The organism is Streptomyces sp. NRRL S-495, assembly GCF_000966955.1.
In the GTDB taxonomy this organism is placed as follows: Bacteria; Actinomycetota; Actinomycetes; order Streptomycetales; family Streptomycetaceae; genus Kitasatospora; species Kitasatospora purpeofusca.
On the sequence record NZ_JZWY01000004.1, the window covers coordinates 39,611 to 59,285 of the forward strand.

The 19,675-nt window shown below is 74.0% G+C and carries 18 protein-coding genes; 7 read left to right on the top strand and 11 right to left on the bottom strand.

Features of this window, described 5'->3' with window-relative positions:
* Positions 1-150 precede the first annotated feature (150 nt).
* The 5 genes from VR45_RS00270 to VR45_RS00290 all read right to left on the bottom strand — a co-directional run bounded on the left by VR45_RS00270 (position 151) and on the right by VR45_RS00290 (position 4,888).
* Entirely contained in the window at positions 151-1,320 is a 1,170-nt protein-coding gene (locus tag VR45_RS00270; RefSeq protein ID WP_052708703.1) for a substrate-binding domain-containing protein, read from the bottom strand.
* An 11-nt stretch (positions 1,321-1,331) separates the two neighbouring features.
* Entirely contained in the window at positions 1,332-1,706 is a 375-nt protein-coding gene (locus VR45_RS45230; RefSeq protein WP_052708708.1) for a DUF4229 domain-containing protein, read from the bottom strand.
* 110 nt (positions 1,707-1,816) lie between these two features.
* The gene (locus VR45_RS00280) at positions 1,817-2,344 is read right to left on the bottom strand and encodes a GNAT family N-acetyltransferase (protein ID WP_045937615.1); all 528 of its coding nucleotides are present in this window, start codon (positions 2,342-2,344) and stop codon (positions 1,817-1,819) included.
* Positions 2,345-2,375: 31 nt separating this feature from the next.
* Positions 2,376-3,629, bottom strand: a complete 1,254-nt coding sequence (locus VR45_RS00285) for an MFS transporter (protein ID WP_045937616.1) — start codon at positions 3,627-3,629, stop codon at positions 2,376-2,378.
* A gap of 665 nt (positions 3,630-4,294) precedes the next feature.
* Positions 4,295-4,888 (bottom strand): ATP-binding protein, encoded by a 594-nt coding sequence (locus tag VR45_RS00290; RefSeq protein ID WP_045937617.1) that lies wholly within the window; start codon positions 4,886-4,888, stop codon positions 4,295-4,297.
* Between the two features lie 547 nt (positions 4,889-5,435).
* On the opposite strand from VR45_RS00290, the gene VR45_RS00295 reads away from it, so the two are divergent.
* Both VR45_RS00295 and VR45_RS00300 read left to right on the top strand, forming a co-directional pair.
* Complete coding sequence (locus tag VR45_RS00295) at positions 5,436-6,098, top strand: sigma-70 family RNA polymerase sigma factor (RefSeq protein WP_063772382.1); 663 nt, start codon at positions 5,436-5,438, stop codon at positions 6,096-6,098.
* Complete coding sequence (locus VR45_RS00300) at positions 6,095-7,324, top strand: zf-HC2 domain-containing protein (RefSeq protein WP_045937618.1); 1,230 nt, start codon at positions 6,095-6,097, stop codon at positions 7,322-7,324. The genes VR45_RS00295 and VR45_RS00300 overlap by 4 nt, the downstream gene beginning before the upstream one ends.
* Positions 7,325-7,377: 53 nt before the next feature.
* Here VR45_RS00300 and purU read toward each other — a convergent pair whose 3' ends face one another.
* On the bottom strand, positions 7,378-8,244 hold the full coding sequence (purU, locus tag VR45_RS00305; protein ID WP_045937619.1) for a formyltetrahydrofolate deformylase: 867 nt from the start codon (positions 8,242-8,244) through the stop codon (positions 7,378-7,380).
* 158 nt (positions 8,245-8,402) lie between these two features.
* Positions 8,403-8,918 carry a hypothetical protein gene (locus VR45_RS00310; protein WP_078896098.1) on the bottom strand — a complete coding sequence of 172 codons (516 nt, stop codon included), beginning with the start codon at positions 8,916-8,918 and terminating at the stop codon, positions 8,403-8,405.
* Between the two features lie 176 nt (positions 8,919-9,094).
* Here VR45_RS00310 and VR45_RS00315 point away from each other — a divergent pair, with 176 nt between their 5' ends.
* Positions 9,095-10,390, top strand: coding sequence for an ABC transporter substrate-binding protein (locus tag VR45_RS00315; protein ID WP_078896099.1), 1,296 nt, complete (start codon positions 9,095-9,097; stop codon positions 10,388-10,390).
* A gap of 105 nt (positions 10,391-10,495) precedes the next feature.
* On the opposite strand, the gene VR45_RS45235 is transcribed toward VR45_RS00315, so the two are convergent.
* Both VR45_RS45235 and VR45_RS00325 read right to left on the bottom strand, forming a co-directional pair.
* Positions 10,496-11,626 carry a hypothetical protein gene (locus VR45_RS45235; RefSeq protein WP_052708709.1) on the bottom strand — a complete coding sequence of 377 codons (1,131 nt, stop codon included), beginning with the start codon at positions 11,624-11,626 and terminating at the stop codon, positions 10,496-10,498.
* A 182-nt stretch (positions 11,627-11,808) separates the two neighbouring features.
* The gene (locus VR45_RS00325; protein ID WP_030393555.1) at positions 11,809-13,185 is read right to left on the bottom strand and encodes a hypothetical protein; all 1,377 of its coding nucleotides are present in this window, start codon (positions 13,183-13,185) and stop codon (positions 11,809-11,811) included.
* A gap of 285 nt (positions 13,186-13,470) precedes the next feature.
* Between VR45_RS00325 and VR45_RS00330 the strand changes: the two genes are divergently transcribed.
* Positions 13,471-14,178, top strand: coding sequence for a bifunctional DNA primase/polymerase (locus VR45_RS00330; RefSeq protein WP_045937622.1), 708 nt, complete (start codon positions 13,471-13,473; stop codon positions 14,176-14,178).
* A gap of 541 nt (positions 14,179-14,719) precedes the next feature.
* On the opposite strand, the gene VR45_RS00335 is transcribed toward VR45_RS00330, so the two are convergent.
* Entirely contained in the window at positions 14,720-15,412 is a 693-nt protein-coding gene (locus tag VR45_RS00335) for a metal-dependent transcriptional regulator (protein ID WP_045937623.1), read from the bottom strand.
* A 220-nt stretch (positions 15,413-15,632) separates the two neighbouring features.
* Here VR45_RS00335 and VR45_RS00340 point away from each other — a divergent pair, with 220 nt between their 5' ends.
* The gene (locus tag VR45_RS00340; protein ID WP_045937624.1) at positions 15,633-16,397 is read left to right on the top strand and encodes an SIS domain-containing protein; all 765 of its coding nucleotides are present in this window, start codon (positions 15,633-15,635) and stop codon (positions 16,395-16,397) included.
* A gap of 291 nt (positions 16,398-16,688) precedes the next feature.
* On the top strand, positions 16,689-17,636 hold the full coding sequence (locus tag VR45_RS00345; protein ID WP_045937625.1) for a DUF4231 domain-containing protein: 948 nt from the start codon (positions 16,689-16,691) through the stop codon (positions 17,634-17,636).
* On the opposite strand, the gene VR45_RS00350 is transcribed toward VR45_RS00345, so the two are convergent.
* Positions 17,608-18,831, bottom strand: coding sequence for an FAD-dependent monooxygenase (locus tag VR45_RS00350; RefSeq protein WP_045937626.1), 1,224 nt, complete (start codon positions 18,829-18,831; stop codon positions 17,608-17,610). The genes VR45_RS00345 and VR45_RS00350 overlap by 29 nt on opposite strands.
* Before the next feature lie 107 nt (positions 18,832-18,938).
* Between VR45_RS00350 and VR45_RS00355 the strand changes: the two genes are divergently transcribed.
* Positions 18,939-19,631: a TetR/AcrR family transcriptional regulator C-terminal domain-containing protein gene (locus VR45_RS00355; protein ID WP_045937627.1), complete on the top strand. Its 693-nt coding sequence runs from the start codon at positions 18,939-18,941 to the stop codon at positions 19,629-19,631.
* Positions 19,632-19,675 lie beyond the last annotated feature (44 nt).

Here is a 19,675-nt window from a genome sequence, read left to right on the forward strand (position 1 = left end):
ACTTCGTTGTACCCGCCCCGGTCCGCGCCGGTTCCGCGCGCCCGTCCGCCCCGCACGCGCGCCCCTGCGCCCGGGCGACGGGAACGAAGGAGCCGACGAACGGGAGCCGGCGAACGGGAGCCGGCGAACGGGAGCCGGAGACCGACGGGGTCAGTGCTCCTCGGAGACCGGGGCGGTGGAGGAGCGCAGCACCAGCGAGGTGGCGAGCGGCGGCACGGGTGCGACCGCCTCGCCCCGGAGCAGTCCGGCGAGCGCCGCCACCCCGGCCCGGCCCAGCTCCTCGCCGGGCAGGTCGACCGTGGTGAGCGGCGGGGTGAGCAGCGCGGCCACCGGGACGTTGTCGATCCCGACCACCGAGAGGTCGGCGGGCACCCGCAGGCCCCGCTCGGCCGCGGCCTGGTAGACGCCGGCGGCGACCACGTCGTCGTCGCAGATCACCGCGTGCGGCCGGTCCGGCAGTTCCAGCAGCCGGTGGGCGACCTCGCGTGCGGCGGCCTGGCCCTCGTTCAGGCTGACACCGAGTTCGACCGCGTCCAGGCCCAGCGCCAGGACCGTCTCCTCGAAGGCCGCCTGGCGGACCCGGAAGGTGTACGCGGCGTGGGTGGAGCGGAGCCTGGCGATCCGGCGGTGGCCGAGGGCGGCGAGGTGGGCGACGGCGGCGCGCATCCCGCCGCCCACGTCCAGTTCGACGGTCGGACGGGCCCGGTCGGTGCCGGGGTCGGCGTCCAGGAAGACAACGGGGGTGTCGGCGGGCAGTTCGCCGAGCTGGCTGTCGTCCGGGGAGCAGATCAGCAGGCCGTCGAAGCGGCTGGTGGTGGCGGCCTCGGCGAGGGTGGCACTCCCCCAGCCCGAGCTGACCACGACGGCCAGGCCGTGCTTGCCCGCCTCCTCGTGGACGCCCTCCAGCACCCGGCCGAAGAACGGGCCGAGGATGTTCGGCACGGCCAGCAGGATCATGCCGCTGCGGCCGAGCCGGAGTTGACGGCCGGCGGCCTGCGGTCGGTAGCCGAGGCCCCGGGCGGCCTCACGGACCCGCTCGCGGGTGGCGTCGGAGACCCGGCGGCCCGCCTCGGAGCCGGAGAACACCAGCGAGACGGTGGCCTGCGAGACCCCGGCCAGGCGGGCGACGTCGCGGCCGGTCGGGCGGCGGACCGGGGCCGGCCAGGTCCCGGCGGCCGGTTCGGGGCGCCCCGGCGGCACGGCGTCCCCCGGCTCCGTGCCCTCGGGTACAGCGTCCTCCGGTGCGGCGTCCTCCGGCACGACGCCCCCAGGCTCCGCGCCCTCCGGCGCGGCGTTCTCCGGTGCGGCGTTCTCCGGCACGGTGGCGCGGGTCAGTTCTGCGGGGCCGAGGCGGCGGGACCGGCGGGCGCCTTGGTGGCCGCGGCACGCAGCGCGTCGTCCACCGCGTCCTCCTCGGCGTTCTGTGCGGCGATCCGGGAGGCCGTCCGGGTGCGGATGCCGTCCACCCGGCCGGAGATCTCGACCGACATCTCGTCACGCTGCCGGCTGAGCAGCACATAGCTGAGCGGCGCCGAGACGATGGCGGCCAGCAGGAAGAGGAAGATCACCCCGGCCTCGCCGGAGACCGGGATCACCTGGAAGTGGCCGAGGATCAGCACGACCAGCAGGCAGCCCAGGAAGACGGAGACCCGCATCGAGGTGTAGCGGAGTGTGGCGTGCGACTTCTTGCTCACATTGCTGCTCACCGGGGACACATCCTTCACTGCGCTGGGACCGGCCGGTCTCCCAGTGAAGCATGCCCGACGGGCCCGGCGGGGAACGGGTCCCGCCCCGGACCGCCCCGGCGCGGGCATGATCAGCGCAGGTCGCGCCACATGATGACATCGTCCCGGTCGTCACCGGGGGCGACCCGGATGGCGCTGGGCACCCGGCCGACCTCGACGTAGCCGCTGCGGAGGTAGAAGGACTCCAGGCCGAGCCCGCCCCGCACCTGGAGCTTCAGCCCGTCCAGCCCCCATTCCCGGGCGATCCGCTCGGCCTCGGCCAGCAGCGCCGCACCGTACCCCCGGCCCTGCAGCTCGGGGTGGACCATGACCTTGGAGACCAGCCGCCAGTGGTCCATCGGCCCGAACCGCATCGACTCCAGGAGCAGCAGCCCGGCCAGCCGCCCGGTCCCGGCCTCCCGGGCGATCAGCAGCCGGTCCGGTCCGGCCGGGGCGATCCCGGCGAACTGCGCCGCCCCGGCGGCCCCGACCTCCTCCTCGGTCACCCGGTGGACGAAACCGACGGCCCCGCCGGCATTGCTGGCGGCCGTCCACAGGCCGGTGACCTCGGCGCGCAGCTCGGGGCCGAATCCGGGGTCCAGGGTGAAACTCAGCGTCATGGCCACGGAGCCTAGCCATGCCTTACGACAATCAGCTCAGGGCCGGGACCGCGCGGTCCGTCCTGCGCCCCGGCGTCCGCAGGGCCAGGCAGAGCAGCACCGCGACGGCGCAGAGCCCGCCCGCCACGTACCAGGCGAGGTCGTAGTCGCCGAGCGCGTCCCGGGCGATCCCGGCCAGACCGGCCACCACTGCGGCGCCGATCTGGTGACAGGCCAGCACCCAGCCGAAGACGATCGGCGCGTCCTCCCCGAAGTACTGCCGGCAGAGGGCGACGGTCGGCGGGACGGTGGCCACCCAGTCGAGGCCGTAGAAGATCACGAACGCCAGGATCGGCGGTTCCAGCGAGCCGGCGAACAGCTGCGGCAGCAGGAGCAGCGAGAGCCCGCGCAGCGCGTAGTAGACGACCAACAGCCGTCCGGCGTCGAAGCGGTCGGTGAACCAGCCGCTGGCGACGGTGCCGATCACGTCGAACACGCCGATCAGCGCGAGCAGGCTCGCCGCGGTGGTGACCGGCAGGCCGTGGTCGTGGGCGGCCGGGATGAAGTGGGTGCCGACCAGCCCGGCGGTGGTCGCGCCGCAGATCGCGAAGGACGCGGCCAGCAGCCAGAACGCCCGGGTGCGGGCGGCGTCCCTGAGCACCCGCAGCGAACGGGCCAGGGCCCGCCCCTCGGCCGCCGGGGCGGGCGGGGGCTCGGTCGCACCGTACGGGAGCAGGCCGAGGTCGGCGGGCCGCTCGCGCATCAGCAGCAGCACCGGGACGGCCACCGCGCTGGCCGCCAGCGAGACCACCACGACCGCCGAGCGCCAGCCGTGCTGCTCGACCAGCCAGGCGCCGAGCGGGAGGAAGACCAGGTTGCCCGCCGCCCCGGCGGCCGTCAGCACCCCGGTCACCAGGCCCTGCCGGGCCCGGAACCAGCGGCCGGTGATGGTGGTGGCGAACGCCCCGGCCATCGAGCCGCTGCCGAGGCCGACCAACACGCCCCAGCACAGCACCAGTTGCCAGGGCTCGCGCATCAGCATGGTGAGGCCGGAGCCGACCGAGATGGTCAGCAGCGCGCAGACCACCACCAACCGGACGCCGAACCGGTCCATCAGCGCGGCGGCGAACGGCGCCGTCAGGCCGTAGAGGGTGAGGTTCACCGAGGTGGCGCTGGATATCGTGCCCATCGACCAGCCGAACTCGGTGTGCAGCGCGTCCATCATCAGACTGGGCGTGGAGCGGAATCCGGCCGAGCCGAGCAGCACCAGCAGGGCGACTCCGGCCACCACCCAGGCGTAGTGCACCCGGGGCGCGCGAGCCGGGCCGACCTTACTCGCCGATCCGGCGAGGTCGGCAGATCCAGCGAGGCCGGCAGGTCCGGCGAGGTCGGCGGGGCCGACAGCTCCGGCCGGAGCCGCCGTGCCGGTGGGGGCGTTCGCTTCGTTCACGCGGCCGAGTCTCCCGAAGGGGCCGTGGCGCGACGAGAGGCGGGGCTGCCAGCTTTCGTCGGAATCGGGCCAACCGGGGAGCGGGAACCGGCCGACCGGGGTCCGTGCTCCGACGAACAAAACCGGTGGCCGAAAAGGATCGCCCATGGCGGGCGGATCGGATGACGGCGGGCCGCACGCACCCCGAGCACGGCACGGCCGGCCGCCATCCAACCTCGGTGCACGGGCCCTGAACCCGTGCGACGCCCTCCGCACTCGCCGAGGAACGGTCGCCCGACCGGCCCTGCCTGCGGCCCCCCTGCTGACGTGATCCCCCTGGACAGCAGCACCGCGGCGGCGTTCGGGTGTCCCTCGGCGTCCCCTCGCGACGGAGAGCTGCACCCAAGCGTGATCAGTCGGATACGTCACGTCAATGGGTTGTCGGAAATTCGGAATGGTTGCGTCAGCTTTCGGCCCGGCGATCACCGGCGTCCGACGGCCCGCCGGTGCACCCGCCCGTGCACCCGCCCACGACCCGCGCCCTACTGCGCGAGGGCCGCCCAGTCGACGGTGGCCAGCGGGTCCAGCGGCCGGGCGTCCGGGCTGATCTCGCACCAGACCCGCTTGCCCGAACCGTCCGGGTACCAGCCCCAGCGGTCGCAGAGCAGCTCGACCAGCTCCAGCCCGCGCCCGTTGGTGGCGTCGACGTCCGCGCCCGCGTGCCGGGGCGCGGGGGCGACCTGGCTGGCGTCCGCGACCTCGACCCGGAGCGGACCGACCGTCGCCGCCTCGCGCACCTCACCGCCCCCGGCCGGGGCGGCACTTGAGGACGGGGAGCCACTCGCACAGGCGCCCGACGAGCCGCCCACCGACCCGCTCGCCGAGCTGCCCGGGGAGCCGTCCGGTGGCGCGCCGGGGAAGTCGCCCAGCGGGAAGCAGAGCCGCAGCACGGCCGGACACCCGGTGTGCACCACGGCATTGGTGACCAGCTCGGAGACCACCAGCACCACCGTCTCGGCGATCGGCGCGTCCGGGTCCACCCCGTGGTTGAGCAGCCGGGAGCGGACCCATCGGCGGGCCCGGCCGACCTCGGCGGGGTCCGCCTGCACCGCCAGCTGTACCTGAAGAACCTGCACCGCTCCACCACCCGCACTCGCAGTTCGGCACCGTCTCGACCGGGCCCTGGTCGCCCGGCCGGCCCGGGTACGCACCGGGCCGCCGTCCGCCGGGTCACCGCACGTCACGCCCGGTGCGGTGCGCCCGCACCGGCTCGCCCTTCGCCCATCGACCACGGCGCGAATACGCCTCAGGATGAGTCGGCCGGCGGACCGCAGCAAGCGCTTCGGGCATATTCCAGCGATCGGGGGACGGGGCAGGGCATACTGTCCCGCTCACTCTGGCGAGCCTCGGACCGGCGATCGCCCGGCCGCTCCGACCGGCCCCGGACGCAGAGGCGAACCTACCGCCGTCCGCCCCTCGCGCCGCGCCCGCCACTCGCGAACCACCCGTGCGACATATGTCCAACCAGCTTCGAACAGCACCGCAGCGGGATCGGCGGCAGATCCCACGATCCGACCATCCGAAGCACCGGACTCCGTTCTTCCCCGAATCGCTCCGCCGCCCGAACACCCCGGGATACCGTGGACGCGTCAGCGGTCGGTCCGGCAGGAGGGGTGGTGACCGGTGGCCACCACCGACGACGCCCCGCGCCGGGACGAGCAGTTGCAACGGCGCCTGGCCCGCGGCGAGGAGACCGCCCTCGGCGAGCTGTACGACCAACTCGCCCCTATGGTGCACGGATTGGCGGGCCGGATACTGGCCGACCAGACCGCCGCGGCCCAACTCACCCGGGAGATCTTCGCCCACGTCTGGGAGCACCCCGAGGCCTTCGACCCGTCCCGCGGCTCGCTCCGCTCCTGGCTCGGCGCGCTGACCCACCGTCGCGCGGTGGACCGGCTGCGCGCCCGCCGGGCCGAGGCGGCGGGCTACGCCGGGCCCGCCGAGGAGGACGAGATCCGTACGGTGGCCACCGCCGCCCGGGTCCAGTACGTGGTCTCCGCCCTGCCGCAACCGCTGCGTGAGACGATCGCGGAGTCCTACTACGACGGCCGCACCTACCAGGAGACGGCCCGTCGGCTCGGGATCAGCGAGCAGGCCGCCAAACAGCGGATGCGGCTGGGGCTGGCACTGCTGGCCACCGAACTGGAGCAGGAGCGCGAGCAGCACCGGCCCTCCGCCCCGGCGGTCGGCGATCCGCGTGGCGGGCTCCCGACCTCGGGCGCCGGCAGCACGGACGGGCCGAGGGCCGAGGAGGACGGGCAACGGACGGAGGGCGGAGGGACGTGACGACCACCGACGAGCGGCACGAGGCGCTGCGCTCGCTGCTCGGCGCTTGGGCCCTCGGCGCCGTCCCCTCCGCCGAGGCCGCCGAACTCGAACTCCACCTGGCCGGCTGCCCGCAGTGCGCTGAGGAGGCCGGACGGCTCCGCGAGGCGGCCGGCTGGCTCTCCGTCGAGGAGCCGCTGGACCAGCCCGGCGCGCTGCGCCAGCAGGTGCTCGACTGGTGCCTGACCCGCCGTCCGGCGGACCTGCCGGTGCCCACCTGGGGCATGCCGTACACCGCCGAGACCGCCAAGCTCGACGCCCTGTTGCGCGACCTCGGCCCCGAGGAGTGGCAGGAGGTGGCCGAACTCCCCTGGCACGGCGGCACCGAGTACCTGCGCCCGGCCGAGGTCCTGTGCCATCTCGCCGCCGTGGACGGCTACCTGGCCGTCGCGCTCGGCCTGCCCGACCCGGTACCGGGCGGCCCGGTCCCCGGCGGCGGGCCGACTGCCGCGCGCCGGGTCCCGCCGCAGGAGGCCGTCACCGGCGTGGTGCCCCGGGTGCCGCCGCAGGCGGGGCCGCCCTGGGCCCGGATCACCGAACGCACCGCCCGGCTCACCGCCGAGCAGGCCGGCCAGCCGCCCCAGCGGATCCGCGCCCGGTGGCGCCGGCACTGCCACGAACTGGTCCGCTCGGCCGCACTCGCCCCGCAGGGCAACACCCCGGTGGACTTCGGCTTCGCGACCGTCCCACTGCGGGACGCCTTCGTCGACCGCGCCTTCGAGTGCTACGTGCACGGCGAGGACATCGCCCGGGCGGTCGCCTACCCGTACGACCCGCCGACCCCGCAGCACCTGCGGCAGATGATCGACCTGGCGGTGCGGATGCTGCCGCTGGCCCTGGCCGGGCAGCGGGCGGCGCGCCCCGAACCGGCCGGCGCGGCGCTCGGCGGCGCCGACGGGCGGCCGGACGGCTCCGGGACCGGTGCCGTTGCCGGACGCCGGACCGGCCGTCGGATCCGGCTGGTGATCGACGGTCCGGCGGCCGGCGAGTGGCTGATACCGCTGGACGGCCCGGACGCGGGCCCGCCCGGCGGCGAGCCGGTGGCCGCGATGGTGCTGGACGGGCTGGAGTTCTGCCAGCTGGCCGCCGCACACCGCGACCCGGACCGGGTGCCGGTCGGCGAGCACGGCGACCGGGCCGCGATCCGCGAGGTGCTGCGCGCGACGCCCCTGCTGTCCCGGCCTTAACAGCCTTAGCAGCCTTAACAGCCTTGGCAGCCTTGGCGGCAGAGCCGGCAGGCTCAGGCGAAGACGACCGTCCGGCTGCCGTTCAGCAGCACCCGGTGCTCGCTGTGCCACTTCACCGCGCGCGCCAGCGCCTGGCACTCGACGTCCCGCCCGAGCGCGACCAGCTGGTCCGGGGTGACGTCGTGGGTCACCCGGGCCACCTCCTGCTCGATGATCGGGCCCTCGTCGAGGTCGGCGGTGACGTAGTGCGCGGTGGCACCGATCAGCTTCACGCCCCGGGTGTGCGCCTGGTGGTACGGCTTGGCGCCCTTGAAGCTCGGCAGGAAGGAGTGGTGGATGTTGATCACCTTGCCGGACAGCGCGGTGCAGAGGTTGTCCGACAGCACCTGCATGTAGCGGGCCAGCACGACCAGATCGACGTCCTCCTTGGCGACCAGGTCCAGCAGTTGCTGCTCGGCCTCGGCCTTGTTCTCCCTGGTCACCGGGATGTGGTGGAACGGGATGCCGTAGCCCTCGGTGAGGTCGCGGAAGTCGGTGTGGTTGGAGACCACCGCGGCGATCTCCACCGGCAGCGCGCCGATCCGGGTGCGGAACAGCAGATCGTTCAGGCAGTGGCCGAACTTGCTGACCATCAGGACGATCCGCAGCTTCTGCTCGCTCGGGTGGATCTGCCAGTCCATCCCGAACGAGGCGCCGATGGCGGCGAAGCTGGCCCGCAGCTTGTCGACGGTCACCGGCTCGGCCGCGGAGAAGTGCACCCGCATGAAGAACAGCCCGCTGTCCCCGTCACCGAACTGCTGGCTGTCGATGATGTTGCACCCGGTCATGAAGAGGTAGCTGGAGACCGCGTGGACGATGCCCTGCTTGTCGGGGCAGGACAGCGTGAGGACGTACTGGGCGCTGGCCGGCTGCTGTTCCACGGTGGGGGTATCCCGTCCTGAGCTCGTGCTGGTGTGAATGCTCCAGCGTGTCACACTCCGGGACGCCCCCAGCCGGGCTGCCCGCACTCCGGGACGGGCCGGCCCGCGCCCGGGCACCGGCCCCGGGCCGACCGGTCGCCCACCGGTCGACGGGCCGGTCAGACCTGGGTCAGGATCCGCAGGATGTCCAGCGAGCGCGGCGGCGCGTCCGGGTCCTCGCCGTCGTTGGCCGCCAGCAGGACGTGCGCCTCCCGGGCCGCCCGGACCGCCTCCGGCCAGTCGTGGTGCCCCAGGTAGACGGCGGCCGGCGCGTCCGCACCGACCTCGTGCAGGATCTGCACGACCCGCAGCACCGCGAGGTCCACCAGCGTGGCCTCGGCGGAGTCCCGGAAGATCGTGCCGATGTACTTCTCGGCGGACCAGCGGTCCAGCCAGGTGTCCTCGACCAGCCGGTAGACGGCGTCGGTCACATCGCCGTACCCGTCACGGCCGGCCAGCCAGGCCTCCCGCTGGAACCCGGGGTCGGAGAGCATGTGCAGGGCCGAGCGGAGTCGGGCCCGCCAGCGCCACCAGGGCAGGTCGTTGAGCGGCATGCCGCCCATCGTGCTGGAGCGGTGGCCCGGACGAGAAGGGTTTCGGGCAGACCGATACGAAGATTCTGTGCTGGCGGACATGGAGATGGATCGTACGTTCCCCCACCGTTCGTACTCCACTCCCGATCTACACGCGTTCACGCCCGGAGTTCCTCCTCCGTTGGTCGTTTGTTGGCTTTACGGCCCTCTCGGCTTGCGGCACCAGGGATTGGCTGGAACAGGTGCGCTGCAGAGAGCGCCCCGGGAGGGAAAGACCCATGACCAGCCGAAGGGGCTCGTCCCAGGCCATGAACCCGATCGAAGGACGGCGCAACCGGCGCCCGATCGCTGCCGTCGCGACCGCCGCGGCGCTGCTTCCCACCCTCTTCTCGGCCTCCGCGTGCGGCGGACCGGCCGACGCCGCCACCGGTAGTGGCGACCTCACCGTCATGACCTGGGCACCGTCCGGCACCGGCTCGGCCGACCGTCCCGGTATGACAGCCCTGGCCGAGGCCATCGGCAAGGACCTCAACGTCAAGGGCGGCCTCGGCGGCCGCCGGCTCAATGTGATCACCTGCAACGAGCACAACACCGCCGACGGCGCCCGGGCCTGCGCCCAGCAGGCCGTGGACGCCAAGGCGGTCGCGGTGCTGGGCTCCTACAGCCAGTTCGGCGACGACTTCATGCCCGTCCTGGAGCGCGCCGGCATCCCGCTGATCGGCGGCTACGGCCTGTCCCAGCCGGAGTTCAGCAGCCCGCTGTCCTACCCGGTGGGCGGCGGCATGCCCGCCCTGATCGGCGGCAGCGGCCGCCAGCTGGTGGAGGCCGGCTGCAAGGCCGTCTCGCTGATCCGCCCGGACACCCCGGCCGGCGACAACCTGCTCGGCTACCTCGGCAACGCGCTCAAGCCGGCCGGGATCAAGCTGCTGGACGTCAAGGCGCCGGAGAAGTCCAACGACTACAGCCCGGTGGTCCGCAAGGCGATCGGCACCGACCAGGCCGGCAACTGCGTCACCAGCGCGCTGGGCGCCGAGCCGACCGGCAACCTGCTCGACGCCTTCCGCCGGACCGGTGCGAAGAACACCAGGATCGCCTCGGTGATCGGCAGCGTGCAGCAGTCGGTGGTCGACTCCACCGGCGGCGACAGCGGCCCGCTCTCCGGTGCCTTCGTGACCGGCTGGTACCCGCCGGAGTCGGCCAAGATCTGGGACGGCCTGCGCTCGGTGATCCGCGCCGACTCCGATCGGCACATCGACGCCGCCGACCCGGGGGTGCAGACCACCTGGGTCGCCTACGAGGTGTTCAAGCAGATCTCCGAGCGCCTGACCGCGGCCGGGCAGTCGGTCACCAGCAAGGCCGTGACCACCCTGCTGGACGGCGGCGAGCCGATCGACGTCGGGCTCACCCCGCCGTTGAACTGGGCCACCACCAACATGCTGCCGAGCACCGAGTCGCCGCGGCTGGTGAACACCTGGGTCACCTTCCAGGTGGTCAAGGGCGGCCAGATGATCCTGCAGCGGCCCGGCTTCGTCGATGTGCGCTGGGTGCTCACCGGCGGCAAGCCGCCCGCCTGAGCCGATGCACCCTCCGGGAACGCGTCCCGGGAACGGCGGAGGGCCCGACCACTGCGGTCGGGCCCTCCGCCGTTGTTCCCCGCCGGGCCTCGGCGGGGCGCGGACTCAGAGGTCGCCGTCGGTGCGGGTGGGCAGGGCGGTCTGGCCCGCGACGGTGTTCCAGAGCCCGGACGCCTGCTTCTTGGCGGTGGTCGCGGTGCCGCTCGCGGCGACGGCGTTCTTGTAGTGCTGGTTGTCGTTCTTCTTGGGGTCGCAGCCGCTCTGCGCGTCGCCGGCCCAGGCCGCGTACTCGTCGTCGGCGGTCGCCGAGGCCGCCCACGCCGCGTTCAGCTGCTCGACCAGCTGCGGACCGCCAGCCAGCTTGTCCGTCTTCAGCCCGGAGAGCTTGCTCTGCAGCTCCCGCCGCTGGCCGGCCGCGGCGGTCAGCGCCTGCTGCGACTCCGGGAGCTTCTCGCACTTCTGCACCGAGGCGACCGCGCCGATCACCGCCTGCCGGCTGTCGTTGGCGGTGCCGAGCAGGTCGGAGAGCGCCTGGGCCTGCGCCTTGACCTCCGGATTGACGGAGGCGGTGGTCGGGCCCGGGCCCTGCTGCGCGGTGGTGGCGGTGGTGGTGCCGCCGGTGGTCGCCGGGGCGGCCTGGGGCTTCGATCCGGGCTTGTCGTCGCCGCCGCTCATCAGCACCGCGACCAGGGCGGCCGCGGCGATGCCGCCGACCACCACGCCGCCGATCACCAGCTTGTTGGAGGAGCGGCCGCCGCCGCGCCCGGCCGGGGCCGCGCCGGACCGGTCCGGGTAGTCCGCCGCGGGCCCGTCGGCGTATCCCGGCCGGGCCGGGGGATAGCCGCCGGCACCCTGCGGGTCGGCCCCCGGGTACGGCGGCAGGTACTGGGTGGCCTGGGCGTGGTCGGCCGGGTGGCCGGGATGCGCCGCGCCGCCCCAGCCGGGCGCCGACATCCCCTGCTGCTGGACCGGCATGGCCTGGGTGGGCAGCGCGCTGTCGCCGAAGTACTCCGGCTGCCCGGACGCCTGGCCCGGGTAGGGACCAGGCTGCGGGCCCGGGTACGGCGCGGCCGGCTGCTGGCCGTGCGGCGGCCCGGGCTGCTGGACCGGTTGTTGCCCCGGTTGTTGCCCCGGTTGCTGCCCCGGCTGCGGGGCCGGTTGCTGCCCCGGCTCCGGACGGAACAGGTCGTCCAGATTGAAGTCACCGGAGTTGGGGTACGAGCGGCGCTGGCTCAACGCGATTCCTCACCTGTGCACGACCGCGCGCTGACGGCGGACCACATCTCGTCGGTTCTTGGGAGCATCACAGTTCCTTGGACGTCGCGCCCACGCTACCGGTTCACCGAACCGGCCGACCACGTGGGCGGTCCGCCCCTCACCGTCCCCGCACGCTCCGCAACACCGCGCCACCGCACCGCTCAGGCGGCCTCCGCCTCCGCCCTGGCCTGGAACTCGCGGACCACCCGCTGCTCCCGGTACGGCTCCAGCCGGCGGCGGAACTCGTCCAGGTACTCCACGCCCCGGTTGGAACGCAGACCGCTCAGCAGCCGGACCGCCTGCGCGCCCGTCTCGCAGGCCCGTTCCACGTCCCGCTGCTGGAGCTGAGCCGTCGCCAGCAGCACGAGGTCCACCGCGCGGCGCCGCACCCGGGTCGGCGGGTGCAGGTCGAGCGCCCGGCGGGCGTAGTGCTCGGCCTGGCCCGCCTGTTCGAGGTCCCGGTGGCAGTGGGCCAGTTCGTCGGCGAGGTAGGCGTCGTCGAAGTGGACGATCCAGTCCGGGTCGTCCTCCGGGCGGCGCTTCTCCATCATCTCCAGCGCCTTGGCGGCCACCGCCTCGCACGCCCGGGCGTCGCCGAGCAGGGCGTGGCCGCGCGCCTCGGCCGCGTAGAACATCGCCATCGCGGTCGGGGTGGCGACCGTCCTGGCGCCCTCCTGGGCGGCCCGGGCGAGCTGGGCGATCTCCCTCGGGTTGCCCAGGGTCGCCGCCAGGTGGCTCATCGAGGCCGCCAGCACGTACCCGCCGTAGCCCCGGTCGTCGGCGGCCTGGGCCAGGCGCAGCGCCTGGATGTAGTACCGCTGGGCGAGGCCGGGCTGTCCGGTGTCCACCGCCATGTAGCCCGCCAGCTCGGTCAACCGCGCGACGGCCGCGAAGAGCTGGCGGCCCGTCTCCTCCCGGTAGGAGCCGCCGAGCAGGCCGGAGACCACGCTGTTGAGGTAGTGCACCACGACCGGGCGGACGTGGCCGCTGCCGAAGCGGTGGTCCAGGTCGACCAGCATCGCGGTGGTCGCCTTGATCGCCGCGACATCGGTCGGGCCGACCCGGGTGCCGCCGCTGCGGGCCACCACCGGGTCCGGCGGGGTGATCAGCCAGTCCCGACTGGGCTCGACCAGGGCGGAGGCCGCCACTGTCGCCCCGGTCAGGAAGTCCCGGCGTCCGACGTCGCTGCGCCAGAGCTCGCAGACCTGCTCGAGTGCGGCGCCCAGCGTCGGCGCGAACTGCAGCCCGATGCCGGAGCTGAGGTTCTTGCCGTCCGCCATGCCGATCTCCTCGACCGACACACTGCGCCCCAGTTTGCGTCCGAGTGCCTCGGCGATCACCGCCGGTGCCTGTCCGCGCGGTTGCTGGCCGCGGAGCCAGCGCGCGACGGAGGTCTTGTCGTAGCGCAGGTCAAGACCGTGCTCGGCACCGCAGAGGTTGACTCTCCGTGCCAGACCGGCGTTGGAGCAGCTGGCCTCCTGGATCAGCTGCTGCAGGCGCTCGTTGGGCTGTCGTGCGACAAGTGGTCTCGCGGCCATGGGCTTCGCCTCCCCACACCCTCCGGTCCCGGCCGGCGGGCGACGCTTTCTGCTGATCTCTGTTGCCGAGTTGCCGACTGTCCGACCGTTCAAGGAAACTGACACCAGGTTAGCGATCAGCAACGCCAGCGGGATACCCACGGTGACGATCCCCACCCCCCACCCCACCTCCCCCCGGCGCGCTCCCGCACGGTCCGCCTCACCGGTTCGGGTGAATTGCCACCGCGTGGCGGAACGGCCCGCACCCGACCGTAACCCGCCTCACGCACGGTAGTTGAGCAGCCCGTGGAAGACACCCCCGACTCCCCCGACCAGGGCTCCGACGCAGGACTGCCCCCGCTGCTCGTCGAAGCCGTCAGCTACGCCGAGACCCGTCACTGGGAGGTCGCCCCGGGCGCCTGGCTGATCGACGGCGACGGCCCCGCCCGCTGCTCGTGCGGCGAGCCGCGCTGTGCGCTGCCCGGTGCCCACCCGATCGACTCGGACTGGGCGCGCAAGGCGAGCGCGGGGCCGGGTGCGGTACGGCGCTGGTGGACGGAGCGCCCGGAGGCGTCGATCCTGCTGCCGACCGGCAGGTCCTTCGACGTCCTGGACGTGCCGGAGACGGCGGGCTGCCTGGCGCTGGCCCGGATGGAGCGGATGGGCCTGCAGCTCGGCCCGGTGGCGGTGGTCCCGGCCGCGCAGGGCCGGGCGGGGCGGCGGCTGCACTTCCTGGTGCTGCCCGGGGTGGCGGCCAAGCTGCCGGAGATGCTCCGCAAGCTCGGCTGGCCGCCGGCCCGGCTGGACCTGGTGGCCCGGGGCGAGGGCGACTGGACGGTAGCCCCGCCGTCCCGGGTCGGCCCGACCGGTTTCGCCCAGTGGGCCCGCTCACCCTCCGCACTCAACCGCTGGCTGCCGGACGCCGCCGAGCTGATCAATCCGCTGGCCTACGCCTGCGGGCGCGAGGCGCCGTCGGCCGCGGCGCAGCCGGCCCAGCCCGCGGCGGTGCGCTGACCGCACCCCGGTCGGCCGAACGGCCGACCCGCTGAACGGCCGAACGGCCGCGCCGACGAACGGCCGACCCTTCCGAGGACTGCCGCCCTACGCCGATCGGGTGAGGGGTGTGCGCCGCGCGAGACCCCGCGCGCGAGTGACGGGCCTTGTCTCCCACCGGAGGCCGGGCCCGTCATACGCATGTGCGGATAAGGGTTCGGTGTACCCGCTGGTCAACGGCGAAAGCCCCTCGTACGAGTGACAACGCTCAAGGATTGCCATGATCGGCCGAGTGGCAGGAATTCCCATGTGAGGGGCCGCCGGAAGGGGTGCTCGGTCGGGGAAGCCGGGCGAGGCGGACGGGAGGGACGGAGGGGAACCGGAGGGGACAGGAGGGGACGGGAGGGAAGGGCGGGGCCGCGTCACCGGCCGGGTTCGGGGAGGCCGGTGGCGCGGGAACGGGAGGGAACGGGGAGGACGGAAGGGCCCGGTGCACGGGGAGCACCGGGCCCTTCCGGCCGTTCTCTCGCGGAGCGCGAGCCGTCCTCGGGCCCGGGCGTCCTCAGGCCTGAGCGACGAAGACGTGCGCGGCGATGTCCTTGCCCAGCTCGGCCGCACTGTCGCCGGAGCCCACCATGACCCCGCCGACCCCGGCGGTCACCCGCACCGTGGAGCCGGGACGGACCCCGGCCCGGCGCAGCGTGCGCATCAGCTCGCCGTCGGTCTGGATCGGCTCGCCGATCCGGCGGACCACCACGTCGGCACCGTCCTCGCCCGGCAGCACGGTGTCCAGCGGGACGAGCCCGGCGTCGAAGCCCTCGCCCTCGGCCTTGGCGTCGCCCAGCTCGTCCAGCCCCGGGATCGGGTTGCCGTACGGGGACTGGGTCGGGTGGCCGAGCATCGCGAGCACCTTGCGCTCGACGGTCTCGCTCATCACGTGCTCCCAGCGGCAGGCCTCCTCGTGCACCTGCTCCCACTCCAGCCCGATCACGTCGACCAGCAGGCACTCGGCGATGCGGTGCTTGCGCATCACCCGCACCGCGAGCCGGCGGCCCTCCTCGGTCAGCTCCAGGTGGCGGTCGCCCGCGACCCGGAGCAGCCCGTCGCGCTCCATCCGGCCGACCGTCTGGCTGACCGTGGGACCGCTCTGCTCCAGGCGCTCGGCGATCCGGGCGCGCATCGGGGTGATGCCCTCCTCCTCCAGCTCCAGGATGGTGCGAAGGTACATCTCAGTGGTGTCGATCAGCCCAGACATCGCCGCTGGCTCCGTTCCTCGGGATCCTCACCGCCAATTCTGACGTACCGCGACGACAACCGGGCCCGCCCCAAGCCCCGGGGGCGGCATTTCGTGCCTGTTGACAGCGGCACCGGTGAGGCAGCACGGTGCTCGCCGTAGCTTTCTCCACCAGCGGTCCGGACCATCACGGCCGCCCCACCCGGCCGGGGCCCCCACCGGCAGAGAGCGAAGGCAGCAGATGAGCGAGCTGGTCGGCCGGTACTTCGAGGCCGCGATCGCCCACCTCCAGCGGGTGCGGACCGAGGAGGCGGAGAACATCGAGGCGGCCGCCGCCCTGCTGGCCGAGGCGGTCGCCGGGAACCGCCGGGTCTTCGCCTTCGGCGCCGGCCACTCCTCGCTGGCGGCCCAGGACGTGGTCTACCGGGCCGGCGGGCTGGTGCCGATCAACCTGCTGGAGGTCCCCGGCATGGCCGGGGTCACGGTGATGCCGGCGCCGCTGTCGAGCGCCCTGGAGCGGGTCTCCGGACTGGCCACCACCACCCTGGACCTCACCCCCGCCACCAGCGGTGACCTGCTGTTCCTGATCTCGCTCTCGGGCCGCCAGACCATGCCCGTGGAGCTGGCCCAGCACGCCCGGGGCCGGGGCCTGAAGGTGATCGGACTGACCTCGCTGGCCTACCCCGGCGCGGTCCCCTCGGGGCACCCCTCCGGCACCTACCTCAAGGACCACTGCGACGTCGTCCTGGACAACAAGATCGCGGTCGGCGACGGCGAGCTGACCCACCCCGGCGCCGAGACCACCTTCGGCCCGGTCTCGACGATCGTCACCAGCGCGCTGATGCAGGCCGTGGTCGCCTCGGCGGTGGAGCGGCTGGCCGACGCGGCCCTCGCCGGCGAGGGCGCCGCCCCGCCGCTGTTCCGCTCGGGCAACGTGCCCGGCGGCACCGAGTGGAACGCCAAGCAGATGACCGACAACGCCGACCGGATCTTCTACACGTTCTGAGACCTTCCGGGGCCTTCTGCCGTCGTCCGGGACTTCTCCGTTCCGCCCCGCCCGTTCGGCGTACGAGGAAGCGGCGGCCGGTACCGGGCCCGCTACGCCGCCCGGCCGACCGTCCCGCCGTCCGCCCTGGACACTCGCGCCGACACGGCGTCCCCGCCTGCTCGCCCTGCCCCGTCCGGCCCGTCTGGCCTGTCCGTCCGGGTGCACCGGCCTGCCCGCCCAGGCGTACCGGGCCGTCCGCCGGGGCAGAACCGCCGGGGCGGGTGGTGGAGCTGCGAGCGGGGGGACGGGATGACGTCGGGCACGGGCGGGGCGGACCGGGTGGTGCGGGAGCGCGAGCTGCTGCCCGAGCTGTTCTGGAAGGCCGACTCGGCCTCCCAGCAGGGGCAGCACAGGGCCGTCCGGCTCTCCGCCGCCGAACTGCTGCTGCTGGTCGCGGCCGCCACAGCCGGCTCCGCCGACGGCCGGCCGTGGGCCTGGCTCGCCGCCGTCGCCTACCTCGGCGCGATCGGCCTCTCCGCCGTCACCAGCCGGCAGAACCCGCAGGGCCTCTGGTACGAGGGCCGGGCCGCCGCCGAGTCGGTGAAGACCCTGGCGTGGAAGTTCGCCGTCCGGGCCGACGCCGTCCAGCCGCCGCCCCGACCGCTGTCGGACGCCGAGGGCCTCTACGGCCTCCAGCTCGGCCGGGTGCTGCACGCCTTCCGGGACAGCCGCGCGGTCGGCCCCGGCCTGGCCGGCCGGCCCGCCGAGGGCCAGATCACCCCCGCGATGCGCACCCTGCGCGAACAGCCGCTGGCCCTGCGCCGGGACGTCTACCTGCGCGAACGGATCCAGGTGCAGCAGGACTGGTACCGCTCCAAGTCCCGCTTCTGCGCCCGGGCCGGCTTCTGGACCGGAGTGGCGGGCGTGGTGCTGCCGCTGCTCGGCCTGGTGCTCGCGGTACTGCGGGCGCTGGGGCTGTTCTCCTTCGACGCCCTCGGCGCCGTCTCCGCCGTGGCCGCCTCCGTCACCGCCTGGGCCCAACTGCGCCAGTACCGCCCGCTCGCCGCCGCATACGGCCTGGCCGCCGACGAACTCGCCCTGATCCGGGCCCAGCTCGCCCACCTCGACATCGACTCCCCCGACGCCGAGGAACTCTGGGCCCGCTTCTCCCGCGACGCCGAGGACGCCGTCTCCCGCGAGCACACCACCTGGCAGGCCCGCCGCGAAGTCAACGGCGCGGCCGACCGGGAGTACTGACCGGACTGCCCGGCCGGGTCTCGAACCGGCGGTAGTCGGGCAGGTCGAGGTGGGTCGCCTTCCGGCCCTCCTCGATCATCCAGTCGAGGATGCGGGGGCGGTTCAGCGACCAGTTGCGCAGCCGCAGCCCGACGGCCCCGGGGGCCAGGAACCGGCCCGCGCGGTCGCCGCCCTTCTGGCAGCCCTCGGCGTACGCACGCAGGAGGCCCTCGTAGCGGGCGAAGGCGGCGGTGTGGTCCCCGGCGGCCGCGGCCAGTTCGCCGGCCAGGACGTACGCGGCGACGATCGCGGTGCCGGTGCCCATGCCGCCGATGGTGGCCCCGCAGGCGGCGTCGCCGAGGAGGGCGACGCGTCCGGTGGACCAGTTCGGGACGTCGGCCCGGCTGATGGAGTCGAAGTACAGGTCGTCGGCCTCGGCCAGGGAGGCCAGGAGCCGCGGCACCTCCCAACCCGTCCCGGCGAAGGCCCCGGCGACGATCGCCTTCTGCTGCTCCTGGTCGTGGCGGTCGTAGGTCAGCGCGGGCGAGGAGAAGACGAAGAAGGCCGCGGCCGTCCCCGGGTCCCGGTGGCTCGTGCCGACCGAGGCGAGCCGCCCGGGCACATTGAGGCCGACGGACCCCTCCCCCGGGCCGATGCCCAGGTAGTTGGGCAGCGACCAGCCGGCGGCGTAGTGGCCGAGGTGGGTGACGTAGCGCTCCTCGGGTCCGTGGGCGAGCCGGCGGACGTTGGAGTGCAGCCCGTCGGCCCCGACGACGAGGTCGAAGGTGCGGGCCTCACCGCTGCGGAAGCGGACGTGAACACCGTCGGCGTCCTGGTGGAGCTCGGTGACGGACTCGCCGAAGCGGTAGTCGGTGAACGGGCGGCTGTGCTCGTACAGGACGTGGACGAGGTCGCCGCGCAGGACCTCGATGTCACCGCCGGCGAACTCGGAGGGCAGGTGCAGCCTGGTCCGCCCGCTCTCGTCGACGAAGCGCATGGGGCTGCCGCCGGTGCGGATCCGGCGGAGGTCGTCGAGCACGCCCATGCGTTCCAGCACGGTCAGGTGGGTGGTGCCGCGGAAGTCGACGGCCTGGCCGCCGCCGCGCAGTCGCGGGGCCGCCTCGACCACCGTCACCTCGAAGCCGTACCGGCCGAGCCAGAGTGCCAGCGCCGGTCCGGCGATACCGGCTCCGGAGATCAGGACCTTCGTGCCCATGAGTTCCACCCCTCGATCAAAATTGTGTCCGTCGGACGCTGTTTTTTGTTGTGTACGGTAGACACAGTTTTGGGATGTGGCAAGCCTGACGGCGGGCGGGAGAACCGATGGCGGACGAACTGGCACAGCTGCTCTGGGGCCCGCAGGCCCGGCCCAGGCGGGGCCCCAAGCCCGCGCTGAGCCTGGACGGCATCGCCCGGGCCGGCATCGAGGTCGCGGACGCGGAGGGCCTGGCCGCCCTGTCGATGCAGCGCGTCGCGGAGCTGCTCGGCAAGACGAAGATGTCGCTCTACCGGTACGTGCCGGGCAAGGCGGAGCTGGTCGCCCTGATGACGGACCGGGCGGTCGAGAACCCGCCGGACCTCGCGTCCGGCGACTGGCGCACGGACCTCACCGACTGGTCCACGGCCCTGTTCCGGGCCTTCGCGCAACACCCCTGGCTCCTGGAGACGACCGTGGGCGCGCGCCTGATGGGTCCGCGGGAACTGTCCTGGGTGGAACGGGCCCTGGCCGCACTGGACGGCAAGGGCCTCACCGGCGGCGAGCGGCTCGACGCCGTCGTCCTGCTGACCAGCCACGTCCGCGGCATCGCCCAGCAGTCGCGGGCGAGCGGCACGGAGGCCGAGACCCGGCTCGTCGCGGCCCTCGCCGGAGTGCTGCGGGAGCACGGCGACGACTACCCGGCCACCCTGACCGCGATGACCGCGCCGGCCGAAGGGCGGGACCAGGCCCTGACGTTCGGGGTCGAGCGCATCCTGGACGGCCTGGAGACGCTGATCGCCCGGCGCGCGGGCTCATGAGACGACGGCGCCCCGGCCCATGAGCCGGGGCGCTACCGCTACTG

Coding starts and splice junctions, on each gene's coding strand:
- VR45_RS00310 (WP_078896098.1), bottom strand. CDS start 8,918: ATGTCCGCCAGCACAGAATCTTCGTATCGGTCTGCCCGAAACCCTTCT.
- VR45_RS00335 (WP_045937623.1), bottom strand. CDS start 15,412: ATGTCTGGGCTGATCGACACCACTGAGATGTACCTTCGCACCATCCTG.
- VR45_RS00355 (WP_045937627.1), top strand. CDS start 18,939: ATGGCGGACGAACTGGCACAGCTGCTCTGGGGCCCGCAGGCCCGGCCC.
- VR45_RS00325 (WP_030393555.1), bottom strand. CDS start 13,185: ATGGCCGCGAGACCACTTGTCGCACGACAGCCCAACGAGCGCCTGCAG.
- VR45_RS00350 (WP_045937626.1), bottom strand. CDS start 18,831: ATGGGCACGAAGGTCCTGATCTCCGGAGCCGGTATCGCCGGACCGGCG.
- VR45_RS00315 (WP_078896099.1), top strand. CDS start 9,095: ATGACCAGCCGAAGGGGCTCGTCCCAGGCCATGAACCCGATCGAAGGA.
- VR45_RS00280 (WP_045937615.1), bottom strand. CDS start 2,344: ATGACGCTGAGTTTCACCCTGGACCCCGGATTCGGCCCCGAGCTGCGC.
- VR45_RS00340 (WP_045937624.1), top strand. CDS start 15,633: ATGAGCGAGCTGGTCGGCCGGTACTTCGAGGCCGCGATCGCCCACCTC.
- VR45_RS00345 (WP_045937625.1), top strand. CDS start 16,689: ATGACGTCGGGCACGGGCGGGGCGGACCGGGTGGTGCGGGAGCGCGAG.